22 protein-coding genes and 1 rRNA gene are annotated in these 26,839 nt (G+C 72.1%); 11 read left to right on the top strand and 12 right to left on the bottom strand.

Annotation, left to right across the window (positions count from 1 at the left end; genetic code table 11):
- The first annotated feature begins 173 nt into the window (after window positions 1–173).
- From rrf to K318_RS0107335, 4 genes are all read left to right on the top strand, one after another.
- Window positions 174–291, top strand: a 5S ribosomal RNA gene (gene rrf, locus K318_RS0107320).
- A gap of 207 nt (window positions 292–498) precedes the next feature.
- Window positions 499–1,629 (top strand): pyridoxal-phosphate-dependent aminotransferase family protein, encoded by a 1,131-nt coding sequence (locus K318_RS0107325; RefSeq protein ID WP_029089009.1) that lies wholly within the window; start codon window positions 499–501, stop codon window positions 1,627–1,629.
- A gap of 68 nt (window positions 1,630–1,697) precedes the next feature.
- Window positions 1,698–2,501 (top strand): ribonuclease HI, encoded by an 804-nt coding sequence (locus tag K318_RS23595; RefSeq protein WP_051297676.1) that lies wholly within the window; start codon window positions 1,698–1,700, stop codon window positions 2,499–2,501.
- Window positions 2,502–2,619: 118 nt separating this feature from the next.
- On the top strand, window positions 2,620–4,341 hold the full coding sequence (locus tag K318_RS0107335) for a glycerol-3-phosphate dehydrogenase/oxidase (protein ID WP_029089010.1): 1,722 nt from the start codon (window positions 2,620–2,622) through the stop codon (window positions 4,339–4,341).
- Between the two features lie 86 nt (window positions 4,342–4,427).
- Here K318_RS0107335 and K318_RS0107340 read toward each other — a convergent pair whose 3' ends face one another.
- The 6 genes from K318_RS0107340 to K318_RS0107365 form a co-directional block, all read right to left on the bottom strand.
- Window positions 4,428–4,766, bottom strand: a complete 339-nt coding sequence (locus K318_RS0107340) for a DMT family transporter (RefSeq protein WP_245579803.1) — start codon at window positions 4,764–4,766, stop codon at window positions 4,428–4,430.
- Window positions 4,748–5,167, bottom strand: coding sequence for a DMT family transporter (locus tag K318_RS0107345; protein WP_245579805.1), 420 nt, complete (start codon window positions 5,165–5,167; stop codon window positions 4,748–4,750). The genes K318_RS0107340 and K318_RS0107345 overlap by 19 nt, the downstream gene beginning before the upstream one ends.
- Before the next feature lie 162 nt (window positions 5,168–5,329).
- A complete protein-coding gene (gene phnE / locus K318_RS20140; protein WP_245579806.1) occupies window positions 5,330–6,214 on the bottom strand; it encodes a phosphonate ABC transporter, permease protein PhnE in 885 nt (294 codons plus the stop codon).
- Window positions 6,211–7,017, bottom strand: a complete 807-nt coding sequence (locus K318_RS0107355; RefSeq protein ID WP_051297677.1) for a phosphonate ABC transporter ATP-binding protein — start codon at window positions 7,015–7,017, stop codon at window positions 6,211–6,213. Before K318_RS0107355 ends, phnE begins: the two co-directional genes overlap by 4 nt.
- On the bottom strand, window positions 7,017–7,937 hold the full coding sequence (locus K318_RS0107360; protein WP_156913862.1) for a phosphate/phosphite/phosphonate ABC transporter substrate-binding protein: 921 nt from the start codon (window positions 7,935–7,937) through the stop codon (window positions 7,017–7,019). The genes K318_RS0107355 and K318_RS0107360 overlap by 1 nt, the downstream gene beginning before the upstream one ends.
- Before the next feature lie 107 nt (window positions 7,938–8,044).
- On the bottom strand, window positions 8,045–9,238 hold the full coding sequence (locus K318_RS0107365; RefSeq protein WP_029089015.1) for a TIGR03364 family FAD-dependent oxidoreductase: 1,194 nt from the start codon (window positions 9,236–9,238) through the stop codon (window positions 8,045–8,047).
- Window positions 9,239–9,402: 164 nt separating this feature from the next.
- Here K318_RS0107365 and K318_RS20145 point away from each other — a divergent pair, with 164 nt between their 5' ends.
- Together K318_RS20145 and K318_RS0107375 are read left to right on the top strand one after the other, a co-directional pair.
- On the top strand, window positions 9,403–10,212 hold the full coding sequence (locus K318_RS20145) for a GntR family transcriptional regulator (RefSeq protein WP_051297678.1): 810 nt from the start codon (window positions 9,403–9,405) through the stop codon (window positions 10,210–10,212).
- A 99-nt stretch (window positions 10,213–10,311) separates the two neighbouring features.
- Entirely contained in the window at window positions 10,312–11,025 is a 714-nt protein-coding gene (locus K318_RS0107375; protein WP_029089016.1) for a phosphonatase-like hydrolase, read from the top strand.
- On the opposite strand, the gene K318_RS0107380 is transcribed toward K318_RS0107375, so the two are convergent.
- From K318_RS0107380 to K318_RS0107400, 5 genes are all read right to left on the bottom strand, one after another.
- Window positions 10,994–11,758, bottom strand: coding sequence for a methyltransferase domain-containing protein (locus K318_RS0107380; protein ID WP_029089017.1), 765 nt, complete (start codon window positions 11,756–11,758; stop codon window positions 10,994–10,996). The two genes, K318_RS0107375 and K318_RS0107380, sit on opposite strands and share 32 nt — an antisense overlap.
- Before the next feature lie 17 nt (window positions 11,759–11,775).
- Complete coding sequence (locus K318_RS0107385) at window positions 11,776–13,137, bottom strand: MFS transporter (RefSeq protein ID WP_029089018.1); 1,362 nt, start codon at window positions 13,135–13,137, stop codon at window positions 11,776–11,778.
- Complete coding sequence (locus tag K318_RS20150; RefSeq protein WP_084499849.1) at window positions 13,134–13,760, bottom strand: winged helix-turn-helix domain-containing protein; 627 nt, start codon at window positions 13,758–13,760, stop codon at window positions 13,134–13,136. Before K318_RS20150 ends, K318_RS0107385 begins: the two co-directional genes overlap by 4 nt.
- A gap of 139 nt (window positions 13,761–13,899) precedes the next feature.
- Complete coding sequence (locus K318_RS20155) at window positions 13,900–14,610, bottom strand: GAP family protein (protein ID WP_051297679.1); 711 nt, start codon at window positions 14,608–14,610, stop codon at window positions 13,900–13,902.
- Window positions 14,611–14,671: 61 nt separating this feature from the next.
- On the bottom strand, window positions 14,672–18,340 hold the full coding sequence (locus tag K318_RS0107400) for an efflux RND transporter permease subunit (protein ID WP_029089019.1): 3,669 nt from the start codon (window positions 18,338–18,340) through the stop codon (window positions 14,672–14,674).
- 439 nt (window positions 18,341–18,779) lie between these two features.
- Here K318_RS0107400 and K318_RS20160 point away from each other — a divergent pair, with 439 nt between their 5' ends.
- The 5 genes from K318_RS20160 (at window position 18,780) to K318_RS23600 (ending at window position 25,218) form a co-directional block, all read left to right on the top strand.
- Window positions 18,780–20,072 carry an inorganic phosphate transporter gene (locus K318_RS20160; protein WP_051297681.1) on the top strand — a complete coding sequence of 431 codons (1,293 nt, stop codon included), beginning with the start codon at window positions 18,780–18,782 and terminating at the stop codon, window positions 20,070–20,072.
- Window positions 20,069–20,398, top strand: a complete 330-nt coding sequence (locus K318_RS0107410) for a hypothetical protein (RefSeq protein ID WP_029089020.1) — start codon at window positions 20,069–20,071, stop codon at window positions 20,396–20,398. Before K318_RS20160 ends, K318_RS0107410 begins: the two co-directional genes overlap by 4 nt.
- Window positions 20,399–20,501: 103 nt before the next feature.
- Entirely contained in the window at window positions 20,502–22,208 is a 1,707-nt protein-coding gene (locus K318_RS0107415; RefSeq protein WP_029089021.1) for an AMP-binding protein, read from the top strand.
- A gap of 22 nt (window positions 22,209–22,230) precedes the next feature.
- A complete protein-coding gene (locus tag K318_RS0107420) occupies window positions 22,231–24,480 on the top strand; it encodes a S9 family peptidase (protein WP_029089022.1) in 2,250 nt (749 codons plus the stop codon).
- A 3-nt stretch (window positions 24,481–24,483) separates the two neighbouring features.
- Complete coding sequence (locus K318_RS23600; RefSeq protein WP_051297682.1) at window positions 24,484–25,218, top strand: DUF1345 domain-containing protein; 735 nt, start codon at window positions 24,484–24,486, stop codon at window positions 25,216–25,218.
- Window positions 25,219–25,239: 21 nt separating this feature from the next.
- On the opposite strand, the gene K318_RS20170 is transcribed toward K318_RS23600, so the two are convergent.
- Window positions 25,240–26,829 carry a deoxyguanosinetriphosphate triphosphohydrolase family protein gene (locus K318_RS20170; RefSeq protein WP_084499851.1) on the bottom strand — a complete coding sequence of 530 codons (1,590 nt, stop codon included), beginning with the start codon at window positions 26,827–26,829 and terminating at the stop codon, window positions 25,240–25,242.
- Between the last annotated feature and the right edge of the window lie 10 nt (window positions 26,830–26,839).

Consider the following 26,839-nt stretch of genomic DNA (forward strand, 5'->3'; position numbering starts at 1 on the left):
TTTGTGGTGGTGTGGGTCGGGTAACACGAGTAAACACGATGATGACTGGTGATTGCTGGTTTGTGTGTTCGCGTCCATTGTTGGTAGACTTGTTTTTGGTTTCCTGCCACACGGTATGATCTTCTCCTTTCCTTTATGGTTGTGGGTGTGGGGATTGTGTGTGGTTGTGGTTTTGCGGTGGTTATAGCGGTGGGGAAACGCCCGGATCCTTTCCGAACCCGGTTAGCTAAGCCTGCCAGCGCTGATGGTACTGCACCCTAGGGGGTGTGGGAGAGTAAGTCACTGCCGCAATGTTTTGTATGGTTCGAGGTCCTTGTGACTGGTGTGCGTGGTTGAGTGTGACTCCCGTGCATGCTGGTCGCGAGGGCCTCGAACTGCATTCACGGGCAGCCCCGCCCGTGAGGAGCGCGCATCGCACGCTCGCGTACAGTGGCAGGAGAGGCCGCCGGCGCCCGGCGGCGCTTCCACTCGTCCCCGTCGAGAGCAGGTGCGCAGCCCATGTCACTTCCGCATGATGATGTCGATCCGGGAGGGCTCCTCGAGTACTCGGTGGTCTTCACGGACCGTTCGCTCAATCACATGTCCCAGAGGTTCGTGCGCGTCATGCAGGACATCGGCGACGTGCTGCGGGAGACGTACGCCGCCGAGCACGCAGCGCTCGTGCCGGGCGGGGGCAGCTATGCGATGGAGTCCGTCGCCCGTTCGCTCGCAACCGGCTGCCGCTGCCTCGTGGTGCGCAACGGGCTCTTCTCCTACAGGTGGACGCAGATCCTCGACGCGGGAGGCATCGCCTCCGAAACTGCGATCCGCACCGCACGGCCCGTGGACGGCGCACCGCAGGCGGCCTGGGCGCCCGCGCCTGTCAGCGAGGTCGTCGCCGCGATCGCGGAGGAGCGCCCGGAGGTGGTCTTCGCCCCGCACGTCGAGACCGCCTCGGGAATCCTGCTGCCCGACGACTACCTCCGGGCTCTCGCGGAAGCGGCGCACGCCGTCGGCGGACTGTTCGTCCTCGACTGCGTCGCTTCGGGCGCGGTGTGGGCCGATATGCGCGATCTGGGCGTCGACGTGCTCATCAGCGCTCCGCAGAAGGGCTGGTCCGGTTCACCGGCCGCCGGGTACGTGATGCTCAACGACTCCGCCCGAAGCGCAGTCGAGTCCCGCACGTCCACGAGCTTCTCGCTCGACCTCGGCACGTGGCTGTCCATCATGGACGAGTATCGCGAGGGCCGCGCGCCCTACCACACCACCCTGCCCACGGATGCGCTCGCGCACAACGCCGCGCTCATGCTCGAGACCTACGAGTGCGGACTCGAGCAGCTGCGGACCGCACAGTTCGACCTCGGCGGCCGAGTGCGCACCCTGCTTGCGGACCGCGGGCTGCCGTCCGTCGCCGCTTCCGATTTCGCCGCGCCGAGCGTGGTCGTCGTCCACTGCGAGGACCCGCAGCTGCGCTCGGGAGCGCGATTCCGGGAAGCGGGGCTGCAGGTCGCGGCCGGCGTGCCCCTGCACTGCGGCGAACCCGCGGACTTCTCCACCTTCCGGCTGGGCCTGTTCGGGCTCGACAAGCTCGGCGATGTCGACGGGACCGTGGACCGGCTCCGCACCGCACTCGACACCCTCGGGATCTGAGGCCGCGCGGGCGAGACCGCGATGGCATACTGTCGGCTGGCCCGCCCGCGTCCACGAACGGAGATGAGATGACCAGCAGCGCTCTGCGCATCGGCACTGACGGAGCCGCCCGGAAGAATCCCGGCCCGGCAGGCTGGGCCTGGGTGGACGAGCACGGCCGCTACGCCGCGGGATCCTGGACGCGGCAGACCAACAACGTCGCGGAGCTCACCGGGATCAGGCACGCGCTGGCCGATCACCCGGACACCCCGCTCGTCATCGAATCCGACAGCCAGTACGCCATCAACTGCCTGACGAGATGGGCCAGGGGCTGGCGGAAGAACCCCGCGAAGGCAGAGGGGAAGAAGAACCTCGACCTCATCTACGGGATCCTCGACCTCATCGACGCGCGCAGCCACCCCGTGACCTTCGAATGGGTGCGCGGCCACGACGAGACCAATGCGCACCCGCTCAACACCGCAGCCGATCTCCTCTCCGCCCGGTTCGCGGATTCGCGCTCGGACCAGCCCTATGTCACCGGCATGCACGAGATCGACTGGGAGCGGAAGGAGGGGAACGCCGCTGCCGAGGCGCACTCCGGTTCCGGTTCCCGCAGCCGCGGGGGAGCCTCGGGGGCGGGCGGCGCGAAGGCTGCGCGCAAGCGGAAGGGCCCGTGGGCCACGCAGACCGAGATCGGCAGGGAGCTGGGGCTGTCCTCCATCGCGATGGGGAAGAAGCTCGAGGCGCTCGGCCTGCGGGCGGACAGGCAGGCGACCCAGGCGGCCCTCGACGCGGGGCTGGCGAAGGAGCGCAGGATGAAGACCGGCACCACCTTCTACGTCTGGCATTCTGCGAAGGTGCTCGAACGGGTCGGAGAGGGCAGCCGGGGCTGAGCCCGCACAGAGCCCGCACAGAGCCCGCACAGAGCTCGCACAGAGCTCGCGGGCGGCCGCGGTGCGCGCCGCTGCCTCGCCCTTCCGCCTCGGGCCCGGAGCTGATTGACTGGGAGACATGCGAACAGCCGCGCTGTCCCCGGAGGCGCGCAGCGCCGCGCTGCGCGCGATGACCGCGGACACCCTCGACGTCCTCGTGATCGGCGGTGGGATCGTGGGAGCGGGTGCCGCGCTCGATGCCGCCACCCGCGGCCTGCGCACCGGCCTCGTGGAGGCGCGGGACTTCGCCTCGGGCACCTCGAGCCGCTCGAGCAGGCTCATCCACGGCGGTCTGCGCTACCTCGAGATGCTCGACTTCCGCCTCGTGGCGGAGGCGCTGGCAGAGAGGAGCCTCCTCCTCGACCGCCTCGCCCCGCACCTCGTGCGCCCAGTGCCGTTCCTGTACCCGCTCACGCGCCGCGTGTGGGAGCGCGGCTACGTCTCCGCGGGCCTCACTCTGTACGACTCCCTCGGTGTGCTCTCCGGCCGGACGCGCGGGGTGCCGCGCCATCGCCAGCTCACCCGCGCGGGCGCGCTGCGGATGATGCCGGGCCTTCGCGGGGACGCGCTCGTGGGCGCCGTCCGCTACTTCGACGCCCAGGTGGACGATGCCCGGTACACCATGACGGTCGCCCGCACCGCCGCGACCTTCGGAGCACACGTCGCCACGCGCACACGGGTCACCGGCCTGCTGCGGGAGGGCGGGCGCGTGTGCGGCGCCGAGGTGTGCGATCTGGAGACGGGGGAGCGGGCAGCTCTCCGCGCGCGGCAGGTCATCAGTGCGACGGGAGTGTGGACGGACGAGATGCAGGCGATGTCCGGCCGCCCCGGACGGTTCCGGGTGCGCGCGTCCAAGGGCATCCACCTGGTGGTGCCGCGCAGCCGGATCCCGGGAGAGGCGGGCCTCATCCTCCGCACCGAGGCCTCGGTGCTCTTCGTGATCCCCTGGGAGGAGCACTGGATCATCGGCACCACCGACACCCCGTGGGAGCTCAGCCCGGACCATCCGGCGGCGAGCTCCGCCGACATCGACTACCTCCTCGGGCACGTGAACCGCGTGCTCGCCGTGCCGCTCACCCGCGATGACGTGGAGGGCGTCTATGCCGGCCTCCGCCCGCTCCTGGCAGGCGAGTCGGATGCGACGAGCAGGCTCTCCCGCGAGCACGCGGTCTCGACCGCACCGGGCCTCGTGCTCGTGGCCGGCGGCAAATACACCACCTACCGGCGCATGGCCGCAGATGCCGTCGATGCTGCCGCCGCAGGGCTCTCCCGTCCCGTTCCCGCCAGCTGCACCGCCGAGGTGCCGCTCGCAGGCGCGGACGGGTTCCGTGCGCTGTGGAACCAGCGTGCGGCGCTCGCCGCTCGCCACGGTGTGGGAGGGGGGCGGATGGAGCGTCTCCTGCGGCGCTACGGCTCGCTCGCTCCCGATGTCCTCGCACTCGCGGCCGGGAGCCCGGACCTGGGCGAGCCGCTCACAGGCGCCCCGCACCACCTGCGTGCGGAGATCGTCTACGGTGCGGCACAGGAGGGGGCCCGTCACCTCGACGACGTCCTGGCCCGGCGCACGCGCATCTCGGTGGAGACCCCCGACCGGGGGACCGAGGCCGCCGAAGAGGCGGCCCGGCTCATGGGCGAGGTGCTGGGCTGGAGCGCCGCGCAGCGGGAGACCGAGGTCGAGCACTACCTTCTCCGGGTGGCCGCCGAGCGCGAGAGCCAGATGATGCCCGATGACGAGACCGCCGACGCCGCGCGCATGGGCGCACCCGATGTCGTGCCGCTGCGCGAGGGGCCGGCAGGCTGACGGCGCGGACAGGGCGATCTGGTGCGCTGCGACGGGCTAGGTGCGCTGCGACTCGCGGAGCCTCAGACCCACAGACCCTCAGAGCTTCAGTGCCCGCTGCCGAGCTCCACGAGCAGCACCCCGGTGGCGATGAGGCCGATGCCGACGACCATGAGCCAGGTGAGCGGCTCGGAGAACAGGATGCGGCTGAGCGCGGCGGTGAGCGCTACCCCGAGCGCGGCCCAGATCCCGTAGGCCATGCCCAGCGGCATGCCGTGGGCGAGCGTGAGGGAGAGGAGCGAGAACGCGATGAGGTAGCTCACGGCCACAGCCGCGAACCACCTGCGGGCGCCGGCCGCGACCATCCGCAGCGAGAGCGTGCCCGTCACCTCGAAGACGACGGCCCCGAGGAGGCACAGCCAGACGATCATCCGGCGGCCTCCCATGACGACGGCTCCTCGCCCGCGGAGGGCGCCCGCGGCGCGTGCTGCGAACCCAGCTCCACGCACACCACCCCCGCGATGATGAGGACGATGCCGGCGCCCATGAGGAGGCCGAACGGCTCCCCGAAGACCACCATCGAGAGCACGGCGGTGAGAGCGACGCCGGAGGCGCCCCAGATCCCGTAGGCGGCCCCCAGCGGCATGCCCGCCCGCAGGACGAGGCCGAGGCAGGCGAATGCCCCGATGTACCCGATCGCCACCACACCGTAGAGGAGGGGCCGCTCCAGCGCCCCCTTGAGCGAGAGGGAGGCCGCGACCTCGAGCGCGATGGCCGCGAGGAGCAGGAGCCAAGCGCGCGGCTTCGCTCCGTCCGCCGTCATCTGCGCTTCCGTCTGCGCTGCCATCCGCACCTCCTCTCATCGGATCGCTGCCGGACCCCACCGGACTGCGTCCTCGGGAGGGCAACCTACCAGACACAACCGTCCGGACGGTACAGGAGACGGCGCCGAGGGCGACGGAGGAGGACGTGCCCGACGGCAGCGCCTCCCGGTCTCAGAGCGCTGGCCTCAGAGCGCCAGCCGCTTCCTCACGACGGCGGAGAACAGGTCGACTGCGATGACGAGGACGAGCACGACGATGATCTGCGTGAGCATCGCATCGAACTGGAAGGACTTGATCGACTGGTTGATGAGGAGGCCGATGCCTCCTGCGCCCACGAGGCCGAGCACCAGGGAGGAGCGGACATTCACATCGAAGCGGTACAGCAGCAGGCCCAGCAGCGAGGCGCTCACCTGCGGGAAGGTTGCGTTCGCGACGATCTGGACGCGATTGCCGCCGGCGGTCCGCAGTGCCTCGGACGGGCCCGGGTCGATCTCCTCGATCGCCTCCGACCACAGCTTGCCCATGACGCCGGTGTTGTGGCAGATGAGCGCGAGCACGCCCGCGAAGGGGCCCAGGCCCACCGCCGTGACGAAGATGAGGGCGAACACGATGTCCGGCACCGCGCGGAAGAACGACATGATCGCGCGGCTGGCCTGGTAGACGAGGGCGTTGGGCGCCGTCGTGCGCGAGCCCCAGACCGCGAGCAGGGCGCTCGTGGGGATCGAGAACGTGGTGCCGAGGAGACCGATCCACAGGGTGATGCCCGTCGCCTCGAGGGCGGGCCGCACGGTGTCGGCCCAGCTGAGGTCCGGCGGGAACGCCTCCGAGAGGAACCTCGCCATGCCCTCCTGCCCCTCGACGAGGGCGAGGAGGGAGAACTCCGTCTCGCGGACCGCGATGACGTGGGCGGCGACGAGGGCCAGGACCACCGCCGTGACAGCTCCCGTGCGCCTCCGGTCGCGCTTCATCGCCGAGGCCGCTCCCTGTGAGGCGGTCCTCCCGCCTCCCTGGGCCGCAGCCGCGCCGGATGACGGCGCGGCGACCGGGTCGGGTGCTTCCGTGCGGTTCATGCCGCTGCCTCCTGCGGGGTCGGGGTGCCGTAGAGGCCGGCGATCCGGCCCTCGGCGACGGTCTCGGGCGTGCCGCTCATGACGATGCGCCCATCGCGCAGCCCGATGATCCGGTGCGCGTACTCGCGGGCCAGGGACGGGGAGTGCAGCACCGCGGCGACGGCGAGTCCGTCGACCTCCGCGAGGTCCCGCAGGAGCTCCATGACGGTGGCCGCCGCACTGGGATCGAGCGCCGACGTGGGCTCGTCCGCGAGCAGGACCCTCGCGCCCTGGCACAGGGCGCGGGCGATCGCCACCCGCTGCTGCTGTCCGCCGGAGAGCCTCCCGGCCGGCTCGTGCGCCCGGTCGGTGAGACCCACACGGGCGAGCGCCTCCATCGCCTCCTCCTTCACCGCGGTGGGGAAGGTGAGCGGCAGCAGGGACTGCCAGGTGGTCATCCGGTGCAGGGCGCCCGTGCACACATTGGCGAGCACGCTGCGGCGCGGGACGAGGTGGAACCGCTGGAACACCATCGCGGTGCGCGCGTCCTGCCGGGGCGGGCGGCTGCGCTGCGGGCGCCAGCCCGTCGGCCGGCCCTCGACCTCGATGGTGCCGGAGTCGTGGCCCAGCAGCCCCGCCACCGCGCGCAGCGTGGTCGACTTGCCGGAGCCGTTCGCGCCGAGGAAGGCCACGAGCTCGCCCGCATGCACATCGAAGCTCACGGAGTCGAGCACGGTGCGCCCGGAGAAGGAGATGCGGAGATCGGCCACGCTCAGGGCGGGGGCGGTCGCGGTCTGCAGGCTCAGAGTGGGCGCGGCCCCCATCAGACGTCCTCCTCCGTGAGGTTCATCGTCTCCGCGAGCTCGAAGAGCGGCGCGTAGGTCTGCTCGTCGACCTCGATCATCTGCCCGGCCGGCGAGAAGTCGAGGAAGCCGCCGATCTCCTCGAGCACGGCCGGGTCGAGGCTGAGCAGCGCCTCCCGGACGGCGGTCTTGAACTCGGGGTCGGCGTCGCCGCGGACCGTGATGGGGTCGTTGGGGATGTCCTCGGACTCCCAGACCATGCGGTAGCCGCTCGGGTCGAAGGTGCCCTCGGCCTCGGCGGTCGTGAGCGTCTGCGTGTTGATCTGCGCGGCGTCGACGGCGCCGTTGGCGAGCGCGAGCAGCGCCTCGGGGTGGCCGCCGGCGTAGTTGATGTCGAGCTCGTCCTCGGCGACCCCGGCATCGGCGAGGGCGGACCGGGGGAGGACGTCGCCGGAGGTCGAGCCGACGCCGCCGAGCGCGAGGTCCCGGCCGCGCAGATCGGCCACCGTCCGGATGGGCGAATCGGCCGGCACCCAGATGCCCGCGCGGTAGGTGCTCAGCTCGCCGTCGGCGGTGCCGAACGAGGCCAGCGGCTCGGCATCGGCCCGCTGCGAGGCGAAGACGTAGCCGAGCGGACCGAACTGACCGAGGTCGAGCTTGCCGTTCTGCATCGCGAGCACCTCGGCGGAGTAGTCCTCGAGGACGGAGACCTCGACCTCGCAGTCGAGCTCCTCGCCGAGGGCCTCCGCGAGCTTCTGGTAGGCGGGCTCGAGCTTGGCCGGGTCCTCGAAGGGCTCGATGCCGAAATCGATCTTCCCGTCGGGACAGGTGGGGGAGGCCTCCGCGGAGGCGGTGGAGCAGGCGGCGAGGCCCGGGGCGAGCACGGCGGCGGCCGCGAGTGCGCCCAGGGCCGAGCGCAGGCGGACGGGGGAGAAGGTCATGGGGACTCCTCGGGGATGTGAGCGCATGGGTGCGCGGAGCGGACTGGGAGGTGCGGGAGGCGGTTCGAGGACGGGGTTCCGGGGGGAGGGGAGGGGCGGGGGAGGTCTCACGGTGCGAGGGCGGCGACGCCGGTCTCCGCCTCGAGCCCCGTGAGGGTGTGCTCGGCGAGGCCGAAGGCGAGCGTCATCCCGATCCCGGTGGCGACGGTGACGGCGGTGGCGTGCGAGCCGAGGGGCTCGATCACGAGCGGTCGGGTCTCGGAGGAGGCGTACACCCCCTGCCAGCGCTGCCGCACCCGCAGGGAGGGGGTGCCGAGGATGCGCGCGGCTGCGGTGAGCAGGACCTCGGTGGCGTCCTCGTCGAGGAACGGGCCGACGGTGGGCGCATACGCGTGGCTGTCGCCCACGAGCAGGCTTCCGTCCGGCCGCCGGGCGAACATCACATTGGCCCCGATCCCGAGCAGTGCGGGTTCCGTCTCCGCGAGGTGCGCGCGGAGGGGTCCCGCTGCAGCGGTGGTCGAGAACGCGTCATAGCGCAGGAGCGAGGTTCCGGTGAGCACCGCGGCGTCCGTGGTGAGGTGCGCGGGTGCGTCGACGAGCGCCATGTTCAGCGCGCACTCGCGGACGCCGGCCCTCTCCGCCAGCTCCGGCAGCAGGCCCTGCAGGTGGTGGCCGGTGCACGCGAACGTGTGGTCGGCGGAGACGAAGCCGCGCGTGGTGAGCACGCCGCCCGGGGCGATCTCGAGGGCACGGGTGCCGGTGAGCACGGCGACCCCGGGCTGTGCGCGCAGCCATGCCGCCAGGGCGGGAGCGGCGGTGCGCGGGTCGACCCGCAGGTCGCGGGGCAGATGCGCCCCGCCCACCGCGGTGGTCGCCCCGGTCCCGGCGGCCGAGGTGCCGGTCTCCGCGGTGCCCAGTGCGGCGGCGATCTCGGCGGCGTCGAGCAGCCGGATGCGCTCGGCGCCCTGGGCCCGCTGCGCCTCCTTCAGCACGCGCATCTCGGCTCCGGAGGAGGCCGCGACATAGGCGCCGGACTCCCGTGCCCAGAAGCCCGCCGCCGAGGCCGCGGACAGCCAGTGCTCGCGGCCGGCCTCGGCGAGCTCCGCCGCGATCCCGGTCTGGCCGGTGATGCAGCAGTGGCCGAAGTTCCGGACGGAGGCGCCCACGGGCTCGTGGTCGGCCTCGATGACGGTGACGGTGAGGCCGCGGCGGAGCGCGGCCCGGGCATGGGCGAGGCCGACGATGCCGGAGCCGACCACGGCGATGTCGCTGTGAGCGGTGCTGTGCGGAGAGTTCTGCATGGCTTCAGCCTGCCTCGGCGGAACTTGTCTGTACAAGCGGATCCGGGCCGCTTCGATGCACGTTGGAGAACTGTTCACGCAGGGGATCTGCCCGTCACAAGCTGTTCATCCGGAGTTGGCCCAGGCGGTTCTGCGGCGCCCCTTTCGGCGCTAGTGTGGAACTTGTGCAGACAAGAGAACAGACACCGGGGCGGTCCCTCGCCCTCCACGAGCAGATCAGCGCGGACATCCGCACCCTGATCGCAGCGGGAGAGCTGCCCGTCGGCTCCGCACTGCCCAGTGAGGCCGAACTGTGCCGCCGCTGGTCCGTCTCCCGTGGGACCGTCCGGCACGCGATCGCCGCGCTCCGGGCCGAGGGGCTCATCGCCGTGACCCGCGGGCGCCCGCCCAGGGTGATCGGCGAGGTGCCGAGTCAGCCGCTGGAGAGCTTCCAGTCATTCAGCTCCTGGGCGCTCTCCACCGGGCGGACGCCGGGACAGCGCACGGCCGAGGTCGCCAGGCGCCCGGCCGGCCCCGCGCTCGCCTCGGCCCTGGGGCTGGAGACCGGTGAGCCGGTGGTCGAGCTCCTCCGCACGCGCCTCCTCGACGGGGATCCCGTCATGGTGGAGCGGACGGCCTTCGTGCTCGACGTGGGCAGGCACCTGTTCGACTTCGACACCGATTCCGGTTCGATCTTCGCCCGGCTCACGGCCTGCGGCGTCGATCTGCACTCGGCCCGGCACACCTTCGACGCGGTCGCGGCCGCACCGGAGGACGCGAGGCTCCTCGCCACCGAGGAGGGGGCGCCGCTGCTGCGCGAGCAGCGCATCTCCTTCTCCTCGGCCGGCCGCGCGCTCGAGTTCTCGGACGAGCGGTACCGGCCGGGCACGGTGACGTTCACGGTCGAGAACACGATGGAGACGCGGCCCGCCATGCTCCGCGCGCTGCCGGAGCCGGCGGGAGGGGCCGGCGCCCCACCGTCGCCCCGATCCTGACCCGCACATCTTCCGCACTCCCTGCTCCGCGCTTTCCGCGCAGAACCGAATCCCGGGACCGCCGCGCACGGCGGCCGCACACACACTGGAGGACACACCATGACCGATATCCGCCTCGTCGCCTTCGACATGGCAGGCACGACCATCGACGAGCACGGCGACGTCTACCGCGCCCTGGAGAACTGCGTGACGGAGACCGGGACCCCGGTCGCCGCGAGCGATCTGCAGACCTGGATGGGCGCGGACAAGGTCGAGGCGATCACGAACCTCCTGCGTCTGGGCGGACATGCCGCGGACGGGGCGACGGTCGCGGCCTGCTTCGACCGCTTCCGCGCGCTGCTCGGCGAATACTACGCCGCACATCCGCCGGTCGGACTGCCCGGCGTCGAGGACGCTCTGCGCACCCTGGGCTCACAGGGTGTGAAGGTCGCGCTCACGACCGGATTCTCCGCCGATGTCGCCGCCCCCCTGCTCGCCTCGCTCGGCTGGGCGACGGGAGAGGGCGAGCTCCTCGACGCCGTCGTCACCTCCGATGAGGTCGCCGCGGGCCGGCCCTTCCCGTACATGATCCACCGGGCGATGGAGCGCACCGGCGTGCAGTCCGTGGCACAGGTGCTTGTCGCCGGCGACACCGTCGTCGACGCCCGCGCAGGGGCGGCCTCGGGCGCGGCGCAGGTGATCGGCGTCCTCACCGGCGAGCTGCGGACGGAGGACTTCGCCGGCACGGGGGCGACCGCGGTGCTGGACTCGGTCGCGGACGTGCCCGCGCACCTCGGGCTGGTCAGCGGCGCAGGCAGCGCCGGGCGCGGATGAGGTGACGGGAGGAGTGCGCCGTGAAGCTCCCGCGGGCGCGGATGAGCGCATCCATCTCCCGCAGGCGGTCCCGGTGCCGTTCGACGCTGAAGTCCGGCACCCACCACACGCACTTGCGCAGGATCCACACGACGGCGCCGACGTCGAAGAACTCCATGCGCAGGCGGGCCGTGCGCAGCTCTTCGACGTCGAGGCCGGCGGCGCGGGCGGCCTCTGCCTCGTCCTCGGCCAGGCGCGCGCGGCGCTGGGCCGGAGTCGTCTCCCCGATGAAGAACTCGATGAGCTCGAAGGCCGAGGCCGCCCCCACGTGCTGGGCGAGGTACTCCCCGCCGGGGGAGAGCACCCGTGTGATCTCCGCCCAGTCCGGGGCGACGGGGTGGCGAGCGGTGACGAGGTCGACGGTGCCGTCCGCGAAGGGCAGGGCGGCGCCGGGCTCGGTCTCGTGCACCGTGACCCCGCGCGGGCCCAGGCGTCTGCGTGCGGCCTCCGCATTCGCGGGCCAGCTCTCCGTCGCATGCTGCTCCTGCGCGAGCACGGGCGCCTCGTCCAGCACCTCGCCGCCGCCGGTGTCGAGGTCGAGGGCGGTCCGCACGCCGGCCACCGCCTCGGCCAGCAGGAGGGAGTAGCGCCAGGGCGGCCGCGCCTCGCTCGCCCTGCCGTCGAGCCAGGAGAAGTCCCAGCCGGTCACATCGGCGCGGGCGGCCTCGTCGAGCAGCTCCTCGAGATCGCGCATGTCCGTCATTGTGCCAGTCAGGCGGCCGCGGCGCGTGCGGCATCGATCCGCGCGCTGCCGATCTGCCTCCAGCTCCACAGGAGGAGGGGGACGGTGAGCACGGCGGCGCTCAGGTACGTGGAGCGCAGCGCCCACTCGCGGCCCAGTCCCGGTTCGAGGAGGGAGACGAGCGCACCGGCGGCGAATGCGCCCAGTGACATCGTCCCCCAGCCGAAGAACCGGTAGACGGAGTTCACCCTGCCCAGCAGGCGGTCGGGGATGATCCGCTGGCGGAGGGAGACCGTCACGATGTTCCACACCACCACGGCGAAGCCCATCGCGACGCTCACCGCCCAGACCGCCCCGGGATGGCTGAGCAGGCCGATGAGGCCATAGCACGCTCCGAGGGCGAGGAGCGACCCGCGCAGCGCCGTGCCCTCGCGGAGCGCCTCGGCGACCCGGTCGCCGGTGAGGGCGCCGATGAGAGCGCCAGCTGCCATGCCGGTCGTGAGCATCCCGAACGCCGGCCCGCCGGTCACCCCCAGCACGTCCTGGGCGAAGAAGACGAACAGCGCCGAGGTCAGCATGCCCAGGAAGTTGAGCGCGCCCAGCAGCAGAGCCAGCGTGCGCAGCAGGCGGTGGCGCCACAGCCAGGCGAAGCCCTCGGCGATCTCGCGGCGGAAGGAACGAGGGTGCGGGGCGTCCTCCCGCTCACTGCTCCGCTCCTGTCCGCCCCGCCCTCGCGGCGTGAGCATGAGCGCACCTGCGAGCGCGAGCAGCGCGGCGTAGGCGCCGAAGGGCACGACCGCGGCGATCCCCGCGAGCGCTCCGGCGAGCGCCGGCCCTGCGAAGCTGCCGAGCGCGGTCTCGGCACCCCAGAGCCGCCCGTTCGCCCGTTCCAGCAGCCGGTGGTCGACGATGGAGGGCATGAGGGCCTGTGCGGTGGTGTCGCGCAGGACCTCCGCGCAGCCCACCAGGAAGGCGAGGAGGCAGAGGGCTGTGAGCAGGAGCAGCGTCCCGGGAGCGGCGTCCGCATGCGCGTCGGGGCCGGGTGCCGGTGCCGGGCCGCGGAGCGCGAGCAGGAACAGGGTGAAGGCGAGGACGAGGAGGCTGCGCGCCCCGTCCATGAGGGCGACGAGGCGGCATCGGTCGACGCGGTCCGCGAGGACGCCCGCGGGCAGGGAGAGCAGCAGCCAGGGCAGCCGGGTGGCCAGCGCGATGAGGGTGAGCCACAGGGGTTCGCGGGTGAGGGAGGACGCGAGCCACACGACGGCCACGCTCATGAGCCCATCGCCGAGGTTGGCTGCCGCCGAGGCCCCGAGCAGCCTCCAGTAGCGCCCGCCCAGACGCGGTGCGGGCTCTGCGGCGCGTCCGGTGCCGGGAGGCTCCGCCCCCGTCATGTCTCAGCGCCCTCGCCAGCGGCGGAGCCGAGCGGCGGACGGGGAGACGGGTAGAGGGCGAAGGCGAGCGCATAGGTGGTGGTGCCCCCGCGCGGGGAATCGGCGAACTCCTGCAGCAGCGCATTGAGGCGGTCGCTGAACTCCTCGGCCCGCGCGGCGGGCACGCGCACATGGCGGATGTTCGCGTTGAGCACCCCGTCGTGGTCGTGCGGGACCTGCGCGAGCTCCGCGGCGGCGAGATCGATGACCTGTTCCGGGACCCGGGCGCCGGCCCCCTCGCGCCCGTACAGGAAGACCCGGGCGGTGCGGCCGTAGTACTTGGCCTCGAGCGCCCGCACCCGCTTCCGTCGCACGACCCGCACGAGCCCCGCGGCCTCGAGCACCTTGAGATGGTGGCCGATGGTGCCCTTGGGGCGGTCGAGGAGGTGGGAGAGCTCGCTGGTGGTGGCGGCCCGTTCGCTCAGCGCGCTCACGATCTGCATGCGGGTGTCCTCGAAGAGCGCGCGGTGCTCCTCGGGGCTGCTGAGGCTCCGGACCTCGTCGAGCGCGTAGTCCGGCGGGGCGGCATCGTCCGCACGGTCGGCATCATTCGTATGGTCCGCCTTACCCGTATCGTCGGTCATATTCATATGGTCGGTGAATGCCGACCATATGGTCAAGGGTGCAGTGGGTTCGCGCACGAGTTCCCACCCCTTGTGCCGCTGAACGCCCGGATGCGTCGGGGCGTTCAGCGGCACAAGGGGTGGGAAAGGGGATGGCCGCTCAGGTGAACAGCCCGACGCCGCCGTACGCGGCGAGGAGCGCGCCCACCGCGATGAAGGAGACCGCGCTGAGCTGGGTTCCCCGCCGCTCCAGCCAGGCGTCGAGCCGGTGCAGGGCGGGGTCGATGCGCTCGTGCGCGAGCACCCGTACGAGCGTGAGGAGCACGGCCGGCAGGATCATCACGAGGCAGTAGAGCCCGATCCAGCCGGTGATGCCGGCCCAGCCCAGATCCGTGCCCGTGAGCAGGGCGATGGCTCCGAGATAGGGGAGCATCCCCGTGAATTCGACCGCGAAGGCGATGAGCGCCACGCCCATGATCCCGCGTGCCGAATCCGCCTCCAGCGTCCGCCTGCGCCAGTCCTGCAGCTGCGAGGGGATGAGCCGCGCGGCCTGTGCGAACGTCCGGGTGAGCATGAGCGCGCCCATGCCCGCCGTGAGCAGGCCGAGGCCGGCGAGCACGAGGGGGGCGGTCACCGGCGACCAGCCCTCCAGCACGCCGGTGAGGAAGCCGAGGACGGGGCGGGCGATGAGCGCGACCAGGACGCCGCCGGCGAAGTAGGCGCCGGCGAGGGTGACGAGATACGCCGCGATCCGCCCTGAGCGCACCCTCCCCGGTGCCAGCAGGAGCCACAGGGGGACGAGTGAGGTCCCCGCGCTCGTGCTGTCGAAGAGCGCGAGCCCGAGGATGCTCAGGGCGAGGGCGGAGGTCACGGTGACTCAGCCTAGCGAAGGCGCAGACACCGTGACCTCCGGCGGCGGAGACCCGGACGGGTCAGTCCTCCGCGTCTCCTGCGGCGAGCGCCTCCCTACTGGCCCGCATCGCCGCCTTGGACTCCTTCCGCCGGACGCTGCGCTCGCGGCGGCGCTCCTTCGCCCGTTCCGTGAGATAGTACAGGACCGGGACCAGCACAAGGGTCAGCAGCGTCGAGGACGTGAGCCCGCCGATCACGACGATCGCGAGCGGCTGCGAGATGAACACCCCGCCCCCGGTGAGCCCCAGCGACATCGGCACGAGCGCGAAGATCGTCGCCGCCGCCGTCATGAGGATGGGCCGCAGCCGCAGGCGCGTCCCGTGCAGCACCGCGTCCATGAGCTCCATGCCGCCCTCGCGGAACTTGTTGATGAGGTCGATGAGCACGATCGCGTTCGTCACCACGATGCCGATGAGCATGAGCAGGCCGATCATCGACGGGATGCCGAGCGGGATCTGCGTGATGACGAGCAGGAGGACCGCGCCCGTCGCCGCGAACGGGATCGAGACCAGCAGCACGAGCGGCTGCACGATGGACCGGAACGTCCCGATCATCACCATGAGCACGAGCACGATGGCGGCGAGCATCGCGAGTCCCAGCTGCGAGAAGGACTCCATGAGGTCCTCCGCCGCACCGGCCACCGCGAAACTCACGCCGGCGGGCAGGTCCGCCTCGGCCTCGAGCTGCGCGACCGCGGCCGACACCGCGCTCAGCTGCCCCGCCTCGGGCGTCACGGACACGGTGGCCTGGCGCTCGCCCTCGGCCCGGCTGATGCTGGGGGCGGTCTGCACCTCCTCGACGTCCGCGAGTGCGTCCACCGTGATCGCGCTGCCCGTGATGTCCGGGACGGCCTCCTGCTCGTCGGCGAGGGCCTCCTGCTCCTCCTGCTCCTGTCGCTGCTGCTCCTGTGTCTCGCGCAGGTCGGCGATGCCGTCCTCGGCCTCCTGCAGGCCGTCGCGGGCATCGGCGAGCGCGTCCTCGAGCTCCGCTGCGGGATCGGGCTGCTCCGGCGGCGGCCCGGAACCGGGATTGCGCAGCTGATCGAGCTGGTCCTCGAGCTCCTGCACCTGGTCCGCGGCCTGATCGCGCATGTCGATCGCCTGGTCCATCGCCTCCCGGTTGGCCTCCTCGGCCTCGCGCTCGGCCTCTGCCGCGCGGGCGTCCATGCGCTCGTCGATGGAGTCCTGGGCCTCCTCCTGCGCCTGCTGCGTCTGGCGCTGGCTCACCGGCAGCTCCAGGTTCGCGATCTCCTCCGGCGAGGCGTCGGGATGCGTGGGCGCGATCCTGATGTCCCGCTCCGTGCCCTCGAGCGTGAGGGTGCCCGCGGGCACGCCCTGCAGGGCCGCGGCGATGGCCTGGCCCACCTCGGCCTGCGTGAAGCCGTAGTCGGCGGCGACCTCGCGGTCGACGTCCACGCTCAGCACGGGCTGCTCGCCCGCGAGGTCGTGACTCGCCTCGGCGACGCCTGGCAGCGCGGCGGCCTGCTCGGTGAGCTCCTGCGCGGCCTCCTCGATGGCCTGGGGATCCTGCCCCGTGAGGTTGATCGTGACATCCTCCGAGAGCTCCTGGGAGGCGCCGCCCACCGAGACCTCGCCGGCGTCCTCGAGCGCGGAGAGCGCATCGGACAGGCGCGCGGTGGCCTCCTGCGGCTCCGCGTCCTCGGCGAGGGTCACGGTGAAGGAGTTCGAGCCGCCGCCTCCGCCCATCATCCCGCCGCCACCGCCGATGGTGGAGAGGTAGTCCTCGATGTCCGGGTCCTCGGCGAGGACCTCCTCGACGCGCTGGGCGGCCTCGTCGCTCACCTCGAGCGAGGTGCCGTCCTCGAGCTCCTGCGTGACGTAGAGGGAGGTCTGGCCCTGTTCGCCCAGCAGATCCGTCTTGAGGAACGTCGCGAGCACGAGGGTGAGGACGAGCACGACGGCGGATATTCCCAGCGTGCGTCCGGGATGCCGCAGTGCGGCCTGGATGGTGGGCAGGAAGCCCTGCTGCAGGCGGTCGATGGGGCCGGAGGCCTCTCCCGTGGGATAGGGCTCGACGACGGAGGCGGCGGCGACGAGCGGCCGCGGGGCCCGGCCCTTGGCCTCGCGCTTGGCATTGGCCTTCTCGATCCTCGCGTTCTTCCGCTCCTGCCGCCGCAGCGCCTTGGCCTCCTGTTTCTCCCGCCAGGCCGCATAGCGCGCATCGGACCGCTCCTGCCGGGCAGGGCTGAGCGGCCGCGGACGGTGCCGGAGGAACCAGTACGCGAGCGTCGGCACGATCGTGAGCGAGACGAGGAGGGAGGCGACCATCGCGAGGCTCACGGTGATCGCGAAGGGCCGGAAGAGCTGGCCGGCGATGCCGGAGACGAAGACGATGGGCAGGAACACCGCGACCGCCGTGAGCGTCGAGGCGGTCACAGCGCCGGCGACCTGGCGGACGGAGGCGACGATATCCTCGACCGTGAGCTCGCTCATGCCCTGGCGTCTGCGGATGTTCTCGATGACGACGATGGAGTCGTCCACGACGCGGCCCACCGCGATGGTGAGCGCTCCCAGCGTGAGGAGGTTGAGCGTGTACTCGCCCACCCACAGGCCGATCATCGCGATGAGCAGTGACATCGGGATCGAGATCGCGGCGATGATCGTGGACCGGAACGTCCCCAGGAACGCGAGGATCACGAGCACTGCGAAGAGGAGCCCGAGGCCGCCCTCCACCGAGAGGTCGTGGATGGACTGCTCGATGTCCGGGGCCTGGTCGAAGATCGTCGTGAACTCGACGTCCTCGCCCAGCTGGGGCGAGGCCGCGTCGATGGCATCGGCGACGGCGTGCGAGACCTCCACGACATTGGCCTGCGGGGTCTTGGTCACGGACAGGGAGAGGGCGTCGGCGCCGTTGGCGCGGGAGAGCGAGGTCTGCTCGACCTGAGCCAGCTCGACGTCCGCGACGTCCGCGAGGACGATGGGGCCGTCCTCGGTCTGCAGCGGGGTCTCGGCCACGGTCTCGACCGCATCGAGCTCGGAGCCGACCTCGACGGAGAGGGACCGCCCGTTCTCCGTCGTGCTGCCGCCCGGGGTGACGGTGCCGGCGGCCTCGATCGCTTCCATGATCTGCGGTGCGGCGATGCCGTGCTCCTCGGCCTGTGCCGAATCGAGGGTGATCGAGACCTCCTGCTCCCGCTGGCCGCTGAGGTCCACGGTCGCGACGCCGGGCAGCGATTCGAGCTCCGGGACGAGACCGGACTCGACGCGCGAGCTCAGGTCCTCCTCGCCCGTGGCCGAGGACACCGCGAGGCTCACGACGGGGACCGCGTCCATCGAGGCGGAGATCACCTCTGTCTCGGCGGAATCGGGAAGGGAGGCGGCTGCTCCGTCGACAGCCCGGCGGACCTCGCCCTCGAGCTGGTCCTCATCGGCGTCGAACGGCCACCACACCTCTGCGTACATGGAGCCGGGCGTGGTCTCCGTCGTGACGGAGTCCACGTCCGGGATCGCCATGAGCGCGGTCTCCAGCGGAGCCGTGACGGTGTCCTCCACCACCTCGGGCGAGGCCCCCGGCAGACTCGCGCCCACCACGATGACCGGTGTGGAGATCGACGGCATCGTCTCCTGGTTGAGCTTGGTGGTCGCCACGATGCCGGAGACCATCACCGCGGCGGTGACCATCCCCACTATCAGGCGATTGAGCAGGCTCATCCTCGTCAAGGCCGTCACGTGTCCCTCTTCCCGTTCTCGCGTGCTGCTGCCGGTGCCCGCCCGCGCCCGGCATGCGCCGGCTCCGCGCGGAGGCTCTTCTCCCGGACCCTGGATGATCCTCTCAGGATCGGAGGGCCGCCGCGTCCCCCTGAAGGCTGACATCGGCTCTCATACCTGAGGATGAGACGCGCTGTCCGCATCGGCCCCCGGCCCACCCTAGGAGCGCGGACCCGTACGAGACCCGGGGGTTTTCCCCACCTGTGAGGGTGGTCAGCCTCCGCAGGCGCCGGCGCACTCGAGCGCGGGAGGCGGCCTGTGCGGTTGGCCACACGCGGCGCCGAGGAGGGCGCGCGGGGCACAGGGACGTTCATCCGGCGTTAAACTCGGGTTCGAGTGCGCGCCATCCGATCCTGCGGAGTGGGCGGGCCGTCACCGTCCGTCGACACCGAGGCAGCCTGTGGAAATCGTCACCCTCACCGTCTTGCTGGTCATCGCGCTGGCGCTCTTCTTCGACTTCACCAACGGCTTTCACGACACGGCCAACGCCATGGCCACGCCCATCGCGACAGGGGCGCTCAAGCCCAAGACGGCGGTGGCGCTCGCGGCGGTCCTCAACCTCATCGGCGCGCTCCTGTCCACGGAGGTGGCGAAGACCGTCTCCGGCGGCATCCTCCACGAGGACCGGATCGGCGGGGACATCTTCCCCATGCTCATCTTCGCCGGCCTCGTGGGCGCGATCTTCTGGAACATGCTCACATGGCTGCTGGGGCTGCCCTCGAGCTCCTCGCACGCGCTGTTCGGCGGGCTCCTGGGCGCCACCATCGTGGGCATCGGGTTCACCGCGGTGAATGTGGCCGGAGTGATGTCGAAGATCGTGCTCCCGGCGCTGCTCTCGCCCCTCATCGCCGCGATCATCGCCTTCCTGTGCACCAAGCTCGCGTACCGGGCCACCCGCCGGTACTCCAAGGGCCCCAACGGCCGCGACGGCTTCCGGATCGGGCAGATCCTCACCTCCTCGCTCGTGGCGCTGGCCCACGGCACCAACGACGCGCAGAAGACGATGGGCATCATCACCCTCGTCCTCATCACGACGGGCTGGCAGTCGGCCGCGCACCACGAGCCGCAGACCTGGGTGGTCCTCAGCTGCGCCATCACGATCGCGCTCGGCACCTACATGGGAGGCTGGCGCATCATCCGCACGCTGGGCAGGGGGCTCACGGAGGTGAAGCCCGCGCAGGGCTTCTCCGCGGAGTCCTCGACGGCGGCGACCATCCTCGCCTCCTCGGCCCTCGGCTTCGCGCTGTCCACCACGCAGGTCGCCTCCGGCTCCGTCATCGGCTCGGGACTGGGCCGCCGCGGCTCCAAGGTCCGCTGGTCCACCGCCGGCAAGATCGTGATCGGCTGGCTCCTCACGCTGCCGGCCGCGGGCCTGGTGGGCGGACTCGCCGCCGTCATCGTCGTGTGGCTGGGGCCCTGGGGCCTGCTGCTCGACTTCGTGCTCGCCGCCGGGGCGGTCGGCGGGCTCTACCTGCGTTCGCTGAAGAACCAGGTGGGAGCCGCGAACGCGATGAGCGATGTCGCCGAGTCCGGCAAGGCGGTCCGGCTGAAGAAGGGCGCGCGCCTGCGCTCGAAGGTGCGGCTGGAGAACGGCGAGGCCGGTGCCGGGGCGAAGGCCTCCGCCGAGCGCGTGAGCGATGAGACCCCCGCCGCAGCGCACGCGGCAGCACCCCGAGAGGACGAGAACGCATGAGCATCGACTGGCTGGCCTTCGTCCAGGTCTTCGTCGCAGCACTGGCCGGGGCCGGGCTCCTCGTGGGCCTCTACGCACTCGGACTGCGCCTCCTCGTGGTGGGCGGGAAGCCGCCCGTCGTCCCGCCCAAGGAGTTCCCCGACGCGATCACGGTGGTGACCGAGAAGGAGCGGCGCAAGGCCGAGCGGCGCGCGGAGAAGGCCGCCAGCCGGGTGCCGCTCACGGACGGGCAGAAGGGTCTCGTGCTGAGCCTGTCCTACACCTGCTTCGCCCTGTGCGGCTGCGTCATCGTGGGCGCGGTGCTCATCATCCTGCTCTTCCACTGAGCCGGCCGCGGCCGCCCGGCCGTGACCGCCCCGCGAGCCCGTGAGCTGTGGCACAGTGGTGTCCGGCGGCGCGTCCCACGGCCGCCGGAAGGAGCACAGAGACGTGACCACCAGCCAGCTGTCCTACGCCTCGGGCGCCTCGGCCGTGCCCCTGCTGGGCGAGACCCTCGCCCAGTCGCTCGACGGAGCCGTCGCCGCGCACGGCGAGCGGACCGCCCTCGTCGACCGGGCCTCAGGGCGCAGATGGACCTACGCGGAGCTGGCCGCGGAGGCGGACGAGGCCGCCGCGGCCCTCGCCGAGCGCGGCATCGCCGCGGGTGACCGGGTGGGCCTGTGGGCGCAGAACGTGCCGGAGTGGACCGTCGTCCAGTACGCCTGCGCGCGACTGGGCGCGATCCTCGTGAACATCAACCCCGCCTACCGCACGCATGAGCTCGCCTATGTGCTCGGCCAGTCCGGGGCCCGGATGCTCATCAGCCAGATCGCGGCGCCGCCGCACTCGGACTTCGTCGCGCTGGCGCGGGAGGCCGCGGCTCAGACCCCGCAGCGACCCGAGCTCGTCTTCCTCGACACGGTGCCCGGCCCGCTGGGCGCGGACGCCGGTGCGCGGCTGGGGCCGGGGGAGTCCTTCGCGCAGCTCCGGGAGCGGGGCCGCGAGCTGCTCGCGGACCCGCACGCCCGGTGGGACGTGCGCCTGCGGCAGATCTCCGACGGCCTCAGCTGCGACGATCCGATCAACCTGCAGTACACCTCGGGCACCACGGGCTTCCCCAAGGGCGTCACGCTCACCCACCACAACCTGCTCAACAACGGGTACTTCATCGGGGGGATGCTCGGCTACACCGCCGAGGATGCGGTGGTGCTCCCCGTGCCCTACTTCCACTGCTTCGGGATGGTCATCGGCACGCTCGCGATCGTCTCCCACGGCGCCCGCGCCGTCATCCCCTCGGCGAGCTTCGACCCGGCTGCTGCGCTCGCCGCCGTCGAGGCCGAGCGCGCGACCTCGCTGTACGGGGTGCCGACCATGTTCATCGCCGAGCTCTCCCTGCCGGACTTCGCCGACTACGACCTCTCCTCGCTGCGCACCGGCGTCATGGCCGGATCGCCCTGTCCCGTCGAGGTGATGCGGAGGGTCATCGACGAGATGCACATGTCCGAGGTCGCGATCTGCTACGGCATGACCGAGACCTCGCCGGTCTCGACCATGACGCGCACCGACGACACGCTCGCACGCCGCACGGAGACCGTGGGCAGGGTCATGCCGCATGTCGAGGTCAAGGTCGCGGACCCGGTCACGGGCCAGGCGGTGCCGCGCGGGGTCAAGGGCGAGGTGTGCACGCGCGGATACTCGGTGATGCGCGGGTACTGGGAGGAGCCGGAGAAGACGGCCGAGGCGATCGACGAGGCCGGCTGGATGCACACCGGCGATCTCGGGATCATGGACGACAGCGGCTACCTCGATGTCTCCGGCCGCATCAAGGACATGGTGATCCGGGGCGGGGAGAACCTCTATCCGCGCGAGATCGAGGAGTTCCTCTACACCCACCCCGCGATCCGGGACGTGCAGGTGGTGGGCGTACCGGATGACAGGTACGGCGAGGAGCTGCTGGCCTGGGTCATCCTGCGCGAGGGATACGAGACCCTCACCGCCGACGAGGTGCGGACGTTCGCCGCGGGCAGGCTCGCCCACCACAAGATCCCGCGCTACGTCGAGGTGCGCCAGGCCTTCCCCATGACGGTCTCAGGCAAGATCCGCAAGGTCGAGCTGCGCGAGGAGGGGGCGGCCGTGGTGAGCGGACGGCAGGGCTGAGCCGCCGGGCTAGGCTGAGGGGATGAGCTCTGCCGCCTCCGCACCCGTCCCTCCCGTCGCCGCCCGCAGGCCGGTCACCCGCACCCACCACGGGCACACCTTCATCGACGACTACGAGTGGATGCGGGACACGGACTCCCCGGAGGTCCGTGCGCACCTCGAGGCGGAGAACGCCTTCACGGAGGCGCGCACCCGCCGTCTGGAACCGCTGCGGGAGGCGATCTTCTCCGAGATCGTCGCGCGCACCCGGCTCACGGACATGACCGTTCCCGCCCGCCTCGGCGACTGGTGGCTGTTCTCGCGCAGCGCGGAGGGCCTCGACTACCGCATCCATGTCCGGGTGTCGGCCTCCCCCGGCGACTGGACGCCCCCGGAGATCGACCCGGAGGCGGCAGGCGAGGACGAGCAGGTTCTGCTCGACTGCAACGCCGAGGCCGCCGGCGCCGGTTTCTTCTCCCTCGGCGCGCTCTCCTTCTCCGCCGACGGGCGGTACCTCGCATGGGCGGCGGACACGACGGGCGATGAGCTGTTCACCCTCCGCATCCGCGATCTCGCAACGGGTGAGGACCTGCCGGAGGAGATCGAACGGACGTTCGCCGGCGCGGAGATCGATCCGCGCGGGGAGTGGGTCTACTACACGACCGCCGATGAGGCATGGCGCCCGCACCGCCTGTGGCGGCACCGCATCGGCACGGCTCCGGCCGAGGACGAGCTGCTGCTCGAGGAGGACGACGAGAGCTTCTGGCTGGGCTTCGACCTGTCCCGCTCGGGAGACCTGCTGCTCATCTCCTCGCAGTCGAAGAACACGAGCGAGTGGTGGACCCTCGACCTGCGCGAGGAGCCCGCCGGTTCCGCGGGGACCGCACCGCGTCAGGTGTGGCCGCGGGTGAGCGGCGTCGAGTACGCCGTCGAGCACTGGCGGGACGGGCGCTCTGCAGCGCCCGGCGGGGACCGCCTCCTCATCACCCACAACCGCGATCGCAGGGACTTCTCGATCACCGAGGTGCCGCTGTCCGACCCCACCGCGCCCGGGACCTCCGTCGCCGAGGAGCTGTGGCGGGACCCGGCCTCGGGCGGGGCGCGGATCGAGGGCGTCGACGCCTTCGCGGGCTTCCTCGCGGTGAGCTGCCGGCTCGGCGGGTTCGCACGCGTGGCGGTGCTGGCGCGTGACTCCGGGGCGCGTGCCTCCGAGGCGAGCGGCGGCTGGGGCACGGTGCGCGAGGCCGGCGCCGAGGGCCTGCGGGAGCTCACGGGGCAGGGGGCAGATGAGACTGCGGCACTGGGCACGACGGCACTGGGCAGGAACCTCGCATGGGAGCAGCCCCATGTCCGCATCAGCCACGAGAGCTTCGTGGAGCCGCACAGCATCGTGGACGTCGAGGTGCCCGGCGGCGAGGCCCGGCTGCGCAGGCGGCAGGAGGTGCGCGGCGGCGTGGACCTGTCCGCGTACGCCCAGCGGCTGGACTGGGCGTCCGCGGCCGACGGCGCGCGCATTCCCGTGAGCCTCGTGTGGAAGCCCGGTGCGCGGGCGGGGGAGGGGCCTGCGCCCACCGTGCTCTACGGCTACGGCGCCTATGAGGCGAGCATGGACCCGCACTTCTCGGTGGCGCGGCTCAGCCTGCTCGACCGGGGAGCGGTCTGGGCGGTCGCGCACGTGCGCGGCGGCGGCGAGATGGGCCGCGGCTGGTACGAGGCCGGCAGGCTCGAGCACAAGCAGAACACGTTCTCGGACTTCGCAGCCGTCGCCCGGCACCTCATCGGCACGGGCCTCACGGAGCCCTCGCGGCTGGCCGCCCTGGGCGGCTCCGCGGGAGGCCTGCTCATGGGTGCGGTCGCGAACCAGGCACCGGAGCTGTTCGCCGGCATCGTCGCGGACGTGCCCTTCGTGGATCCCCTCACGAGCATCCTCATGCCCGAGCTGCCGCTGACGGTGGTCGAATGGGACGAATGGGGCGACCCGCTCCACGACCCCGAGGCGTATGCGCGCATCCGCGCGTACTCTCCCTATGAGAACGTCGCGCGGCAGGACTATCCCCGCATCCTCGCGGTCACCTCGCTGCACGACACCCGCGTCCTGTGCGTGGAGCCGGCCAAGTGGACGGCGCGCCTGCGGGAGGTCGGCGCGGACGTGCTGCTGAAGACCGAGATGTCGGCCGGGCACGGCGGCGTGTCCGGGCGCTACGGCGCGTGGCGGGACACGGCCTTCGAGTTCGCCTGGCTGCTGGACGCGATCGGCGTCGAGCCGGACGGCACCGAGCCGAACGACGCCTGAGCGATGCTGGCAGGAGACCACCTCCGTCAGGCCGCGGCCCTCGGTGCCGCGCTCGTCCTCACCGCAGTGCTGCTGCTCCTCGGCTTCACGGACGCCGCCGAGGCGATCCGCGCTGCGCTGGCGGATGCGGGCGAGCGCCCGGGACGGGAGACGGCGCGGCTGCTGCTGCGGACGGCCGCGCCGACGGCCTTCCTCGTGTTCTGGGTGCTGTTCGCGGGCCTCTACTGCTTCCTCACGCACCGCGTGCACTCGCGTCTCAGGCCCGAGGCGCTCCGGCGCCTCGGTGCCGAGCAGCACGCCGCGCCCGTGCACTGGTGGCACTCGCTGCTCGGCTCGAACAGCGCGGAGAACGTCACGCTCGCGGCCTCGGTCGTGTCCGCGGCACTCGTCCTCGCGATCGCGCAGTCGGGCCGGCTGGGCGAGGAGCCGGGCCTCGTGCTGCTGGGCTTCGGCGCGGCGGCCGGTTCGTGGGCGGTCATGGTGTACTCGTTCGCGCTGCGCTATCTGCGGCTGCACGCGGCGGGGGCGCGCATGGACTTCCCCGTGCCCGGCGAGCCCCGCTTCGGGGACTACCTGACGCTGTCCGTCTTCGTCTCGACGCTGATCGGCGGCCACGCCTCGCCGCGGACGCGCACGGTCTGGACCGTCATGCGCACGCATGTGCTCCTCGCCTTCGCCTTCAACACCGTCATCGTCGCGATGACCGTCTCGCTCCTGCTCGCGGGCCTGGCGCGCTGAGGCCGGGGAGCGCGGCAGCGCTCAGCGCGCGGTGAGCGGCACCTGGCCGGTGAGGGAGGCATGCGTCGTGAGCGCCTGCTGGTCCGTGAGCGAGGAGACGTAGTCGAGGATCGCCCGCGCCCTGCCCTGCCTGCGCAGGCCGGGCTCGTCGGTGTCTCCCGTGAGCAGCCGGGGCGCCCTGGCCGCGAGAGCGAAGGTCTCCTCGGTGCTCTCCTCGACCCATTCCAGCAGCCGCCGGGGCGCGCGGCTGCGGTCGTGGGGATCGCCCAGCCAGGACTCGAACGCCGTCACGAGCTCCTCGATCACCCTCGCCTGGCCCCTCTGGCTCTGCGCGAGCTCCGGCAGGTCGAGCACGAACCGCGCGTGGACGAACTTCAGCACCGCCACCTCGTGCCAGGCCCGCTGGTCGAGGCGGATGTGGCCGCTGCGCACATGCGGGTCCGGATCGACGACGATCGCCGAGCGCAGGCGGTCGATCCAGCCGTTGGTGAATGCGGAGACGGCGCGCTCGCTGTCAACCCCGCCGTCGTAGGGACGGGTGAGCAGCTCATCGGCGAGCTCCGCGCTCACCCGGACCACGGCCTCGGCGAAGACCTCCCGATCGGCGACCCACGGGTCCTTGTGCGCGAGCCTGCGCCACAGCAGCTCGAGGGAGGCGCCGGGGGAGCGCCAGCGGGCCTCGAGCGCGCCGGGCTCCTCCCGGGAGAGCGCACCGGGCTCGCCCAGCCACGCATGGAGCTCACCGGCGACGGCGGCGTGCTGGAGGACGCCCGCGCGCACGAAGTCGTCGAGATCGTGGACAGCATAGGCGATGTCGTCGGCGAGGTCCATGATCGCGCAGTCGAGGGTCTGGCGGCCGGTGCCGATCGCTGTATGCGCGGCGCGGACCTCGGCCATCTCCTCGGCCTCGAGGGCATAGGCGGAGAACTTCTCCGCGCCGGCGGCCGGCTGGGCGCCCACACCGCGGGGCCGCTCGGCGAGCGGCTGCGCGTCGAGGCCGATCCCCTTCCACTCGGCGCGAGTCCACGGGTACTTGAGCACGCTCGCGCGGACGGCGGCGGTGAGGTTGAGCCCGGGGGTCGCGCGTCCGAGGGTGTCGAGCCGCGTGAGGATGCGGAAGGTCTGGGCATTGCCCTCGAAGCCCTCGGCCAGTCCCAGCCGGTGCCGGGCCACGCGGTCGAGGATCCGTTCGCCGAGGTGCCCGAAGGGCGGGTGCCCGAGGTCGTGCGCATGCGCCGCTGCCTGTGCGACGACGGTGTCGCAGCCGCCGAGGCGGACGAGGGCGGCGCCCACGGGGTCATCGGCGGCAGCTCGCCCGGCGGCGAAGTCGAGGTGCGCGGCCTGACGGGCGGCGAGGTGCGCCGCGATCGTGCGGGCGACGGCGCTGACCTTGAGCGAATGGGTGAGGCGGTTGTGCATGACCGGGCCCACGCCCGACTGCGGGACCACCTGGGTCACGGCGGAGAGCCGGCCGAAGTACGGGGAGAAGCGGAGCCGTTCGAGATCCGTGCGGTAGTCCCCGATCTCGCCCGGCCGTGCCGGGAAGGTGAGGTCGGCCGGGGGCTCGGGATGCCGGCGGGCCCGGACGGTCTGCTCTGCGGCGCTGTCCATGCCGCCATTC

This window comes from Brevibacterium album DSM 18261 (assembly GCF_000426445.1).
Lineage (GTDB): Bacteria > Actinomycetota > Actinomycetes > Actinomycetales > Brevibacteriaceae > Brevibacterium > Brevibacterium album.

Coding starts and splice junctions, on each gene's coding strand:
- K318_RS23595 (WP_051297676.1), top strand. CDS start 1,698: ATGACCAGCAGCGCTCTGCGCATCGGCACTGACGGAGCCGCCCGGAAG.
- K318_RS0107345 (WP_245579805.1), bottom strand. CDS start 5,167: ATGGCAGCGCAGACGGAAGCGCAGATGACGGCGGACGGAGCGAAGCCG.
- K318_RS20170 (WP_084499851.1), bottom strand. CDS start 26,829: ATGGACAGCGCCGCAGAGCAGACCGTCCGGGCCCGCCGGCATCCCGAG.
- K318_RS0107365 (WP_029089015.1), bottom strand. CDS start 9,238: ATGCAGAACTCTCCGCACAGCACCGCTCACAGCGACATCGCCGTGGTC.
- K318_RS23600 (WP_051297682.1), top strand. CDS start 24,484: ATGCTGGCAGGAGACCACCTCCGTCAGGCCGCGGCCCTCGGTGCCGCG.
- K318_RS0107380 (WP_029089017.1), bottom strand. CDS start 11,758: ATGCGCGATCTCGAGGAGCTGCTCGACGAGGCCGCCCGCGCCGATGTG.
- K318_RS0107355 (WP_051297677.1), bottom strand. CDS start 7,017: ATGGGGGCCGCGCCCACTCTGAGCCTGCAGACCGCGACCGCCCCCGCC.
- K318_RS0107325 (WP_029089009.1), top strand. CDS start 499: ATGTCACTTCCGCATGATGATGTCGATCCGGGAGGGCTCCTCGAGTAC.
- phnE (WP_245579806.1), bottom strand. CDS start 6,214: ATGAACCGCACGGAAGCACCCGACCCGGTCGCCGCGCCGTCATCCGGC.
- K318_RS20150 (WP_084499849.1), bottom strand. CDS start 13,760: ATGACCGACGATACGGGTAAGGCGGACCATACGAATGATGCCGACCGT.
- K318_RS0107340 (WP_245579803.1), bottom strand. CDS start 4,766: ATGGGAGGCCGCCGGATGATCGTCTGGCTGTGCCTCCTCGGGGCCGTC.
- K318_RS0107420 (WP_029089022.1), top strand. CDS start 22,231: ATGAGCTCTGCCGCCTCCGCACCCGTCCCTCCCGTCGCCGCCCGCAGG.
- K318_RS0107375 (WP_029089016.1), top strand. CDS start 10,312: ATGACCGATATCCGCCTCGTCGCCTTCGACATGGCAGGCACGACCATC.
- K318_RS0107385 (WP_029089018.1), bottom strand. CDS start 13,137: ATGACGGGGGCGGAGCCTCCCGGCACCGGACGCGCCGCAGAGCCCGCA.
- K318_RS0107335 (WP_029089010.1), top strand. CDS start 2,620: ATGCGAACAGCCGCGCTGTCCCCGGAGGCGCGCAGCGCCGCGCTGCGC.
- K318_RS0107360 (WP_156913862.1), bottom strand. CDS start 7,937: ATGACCTTCTCCCCCGTCCGCCTGCGCTCGGCCCTGGGCGCACTCGCG.
- K318_RS0107410 (WP_029089020.1), top strand. CDS start 20,069: ATGAGCATCGACTGGCTGGCCTTCGTCCAGGTCTTCGTCGCAGCACTG.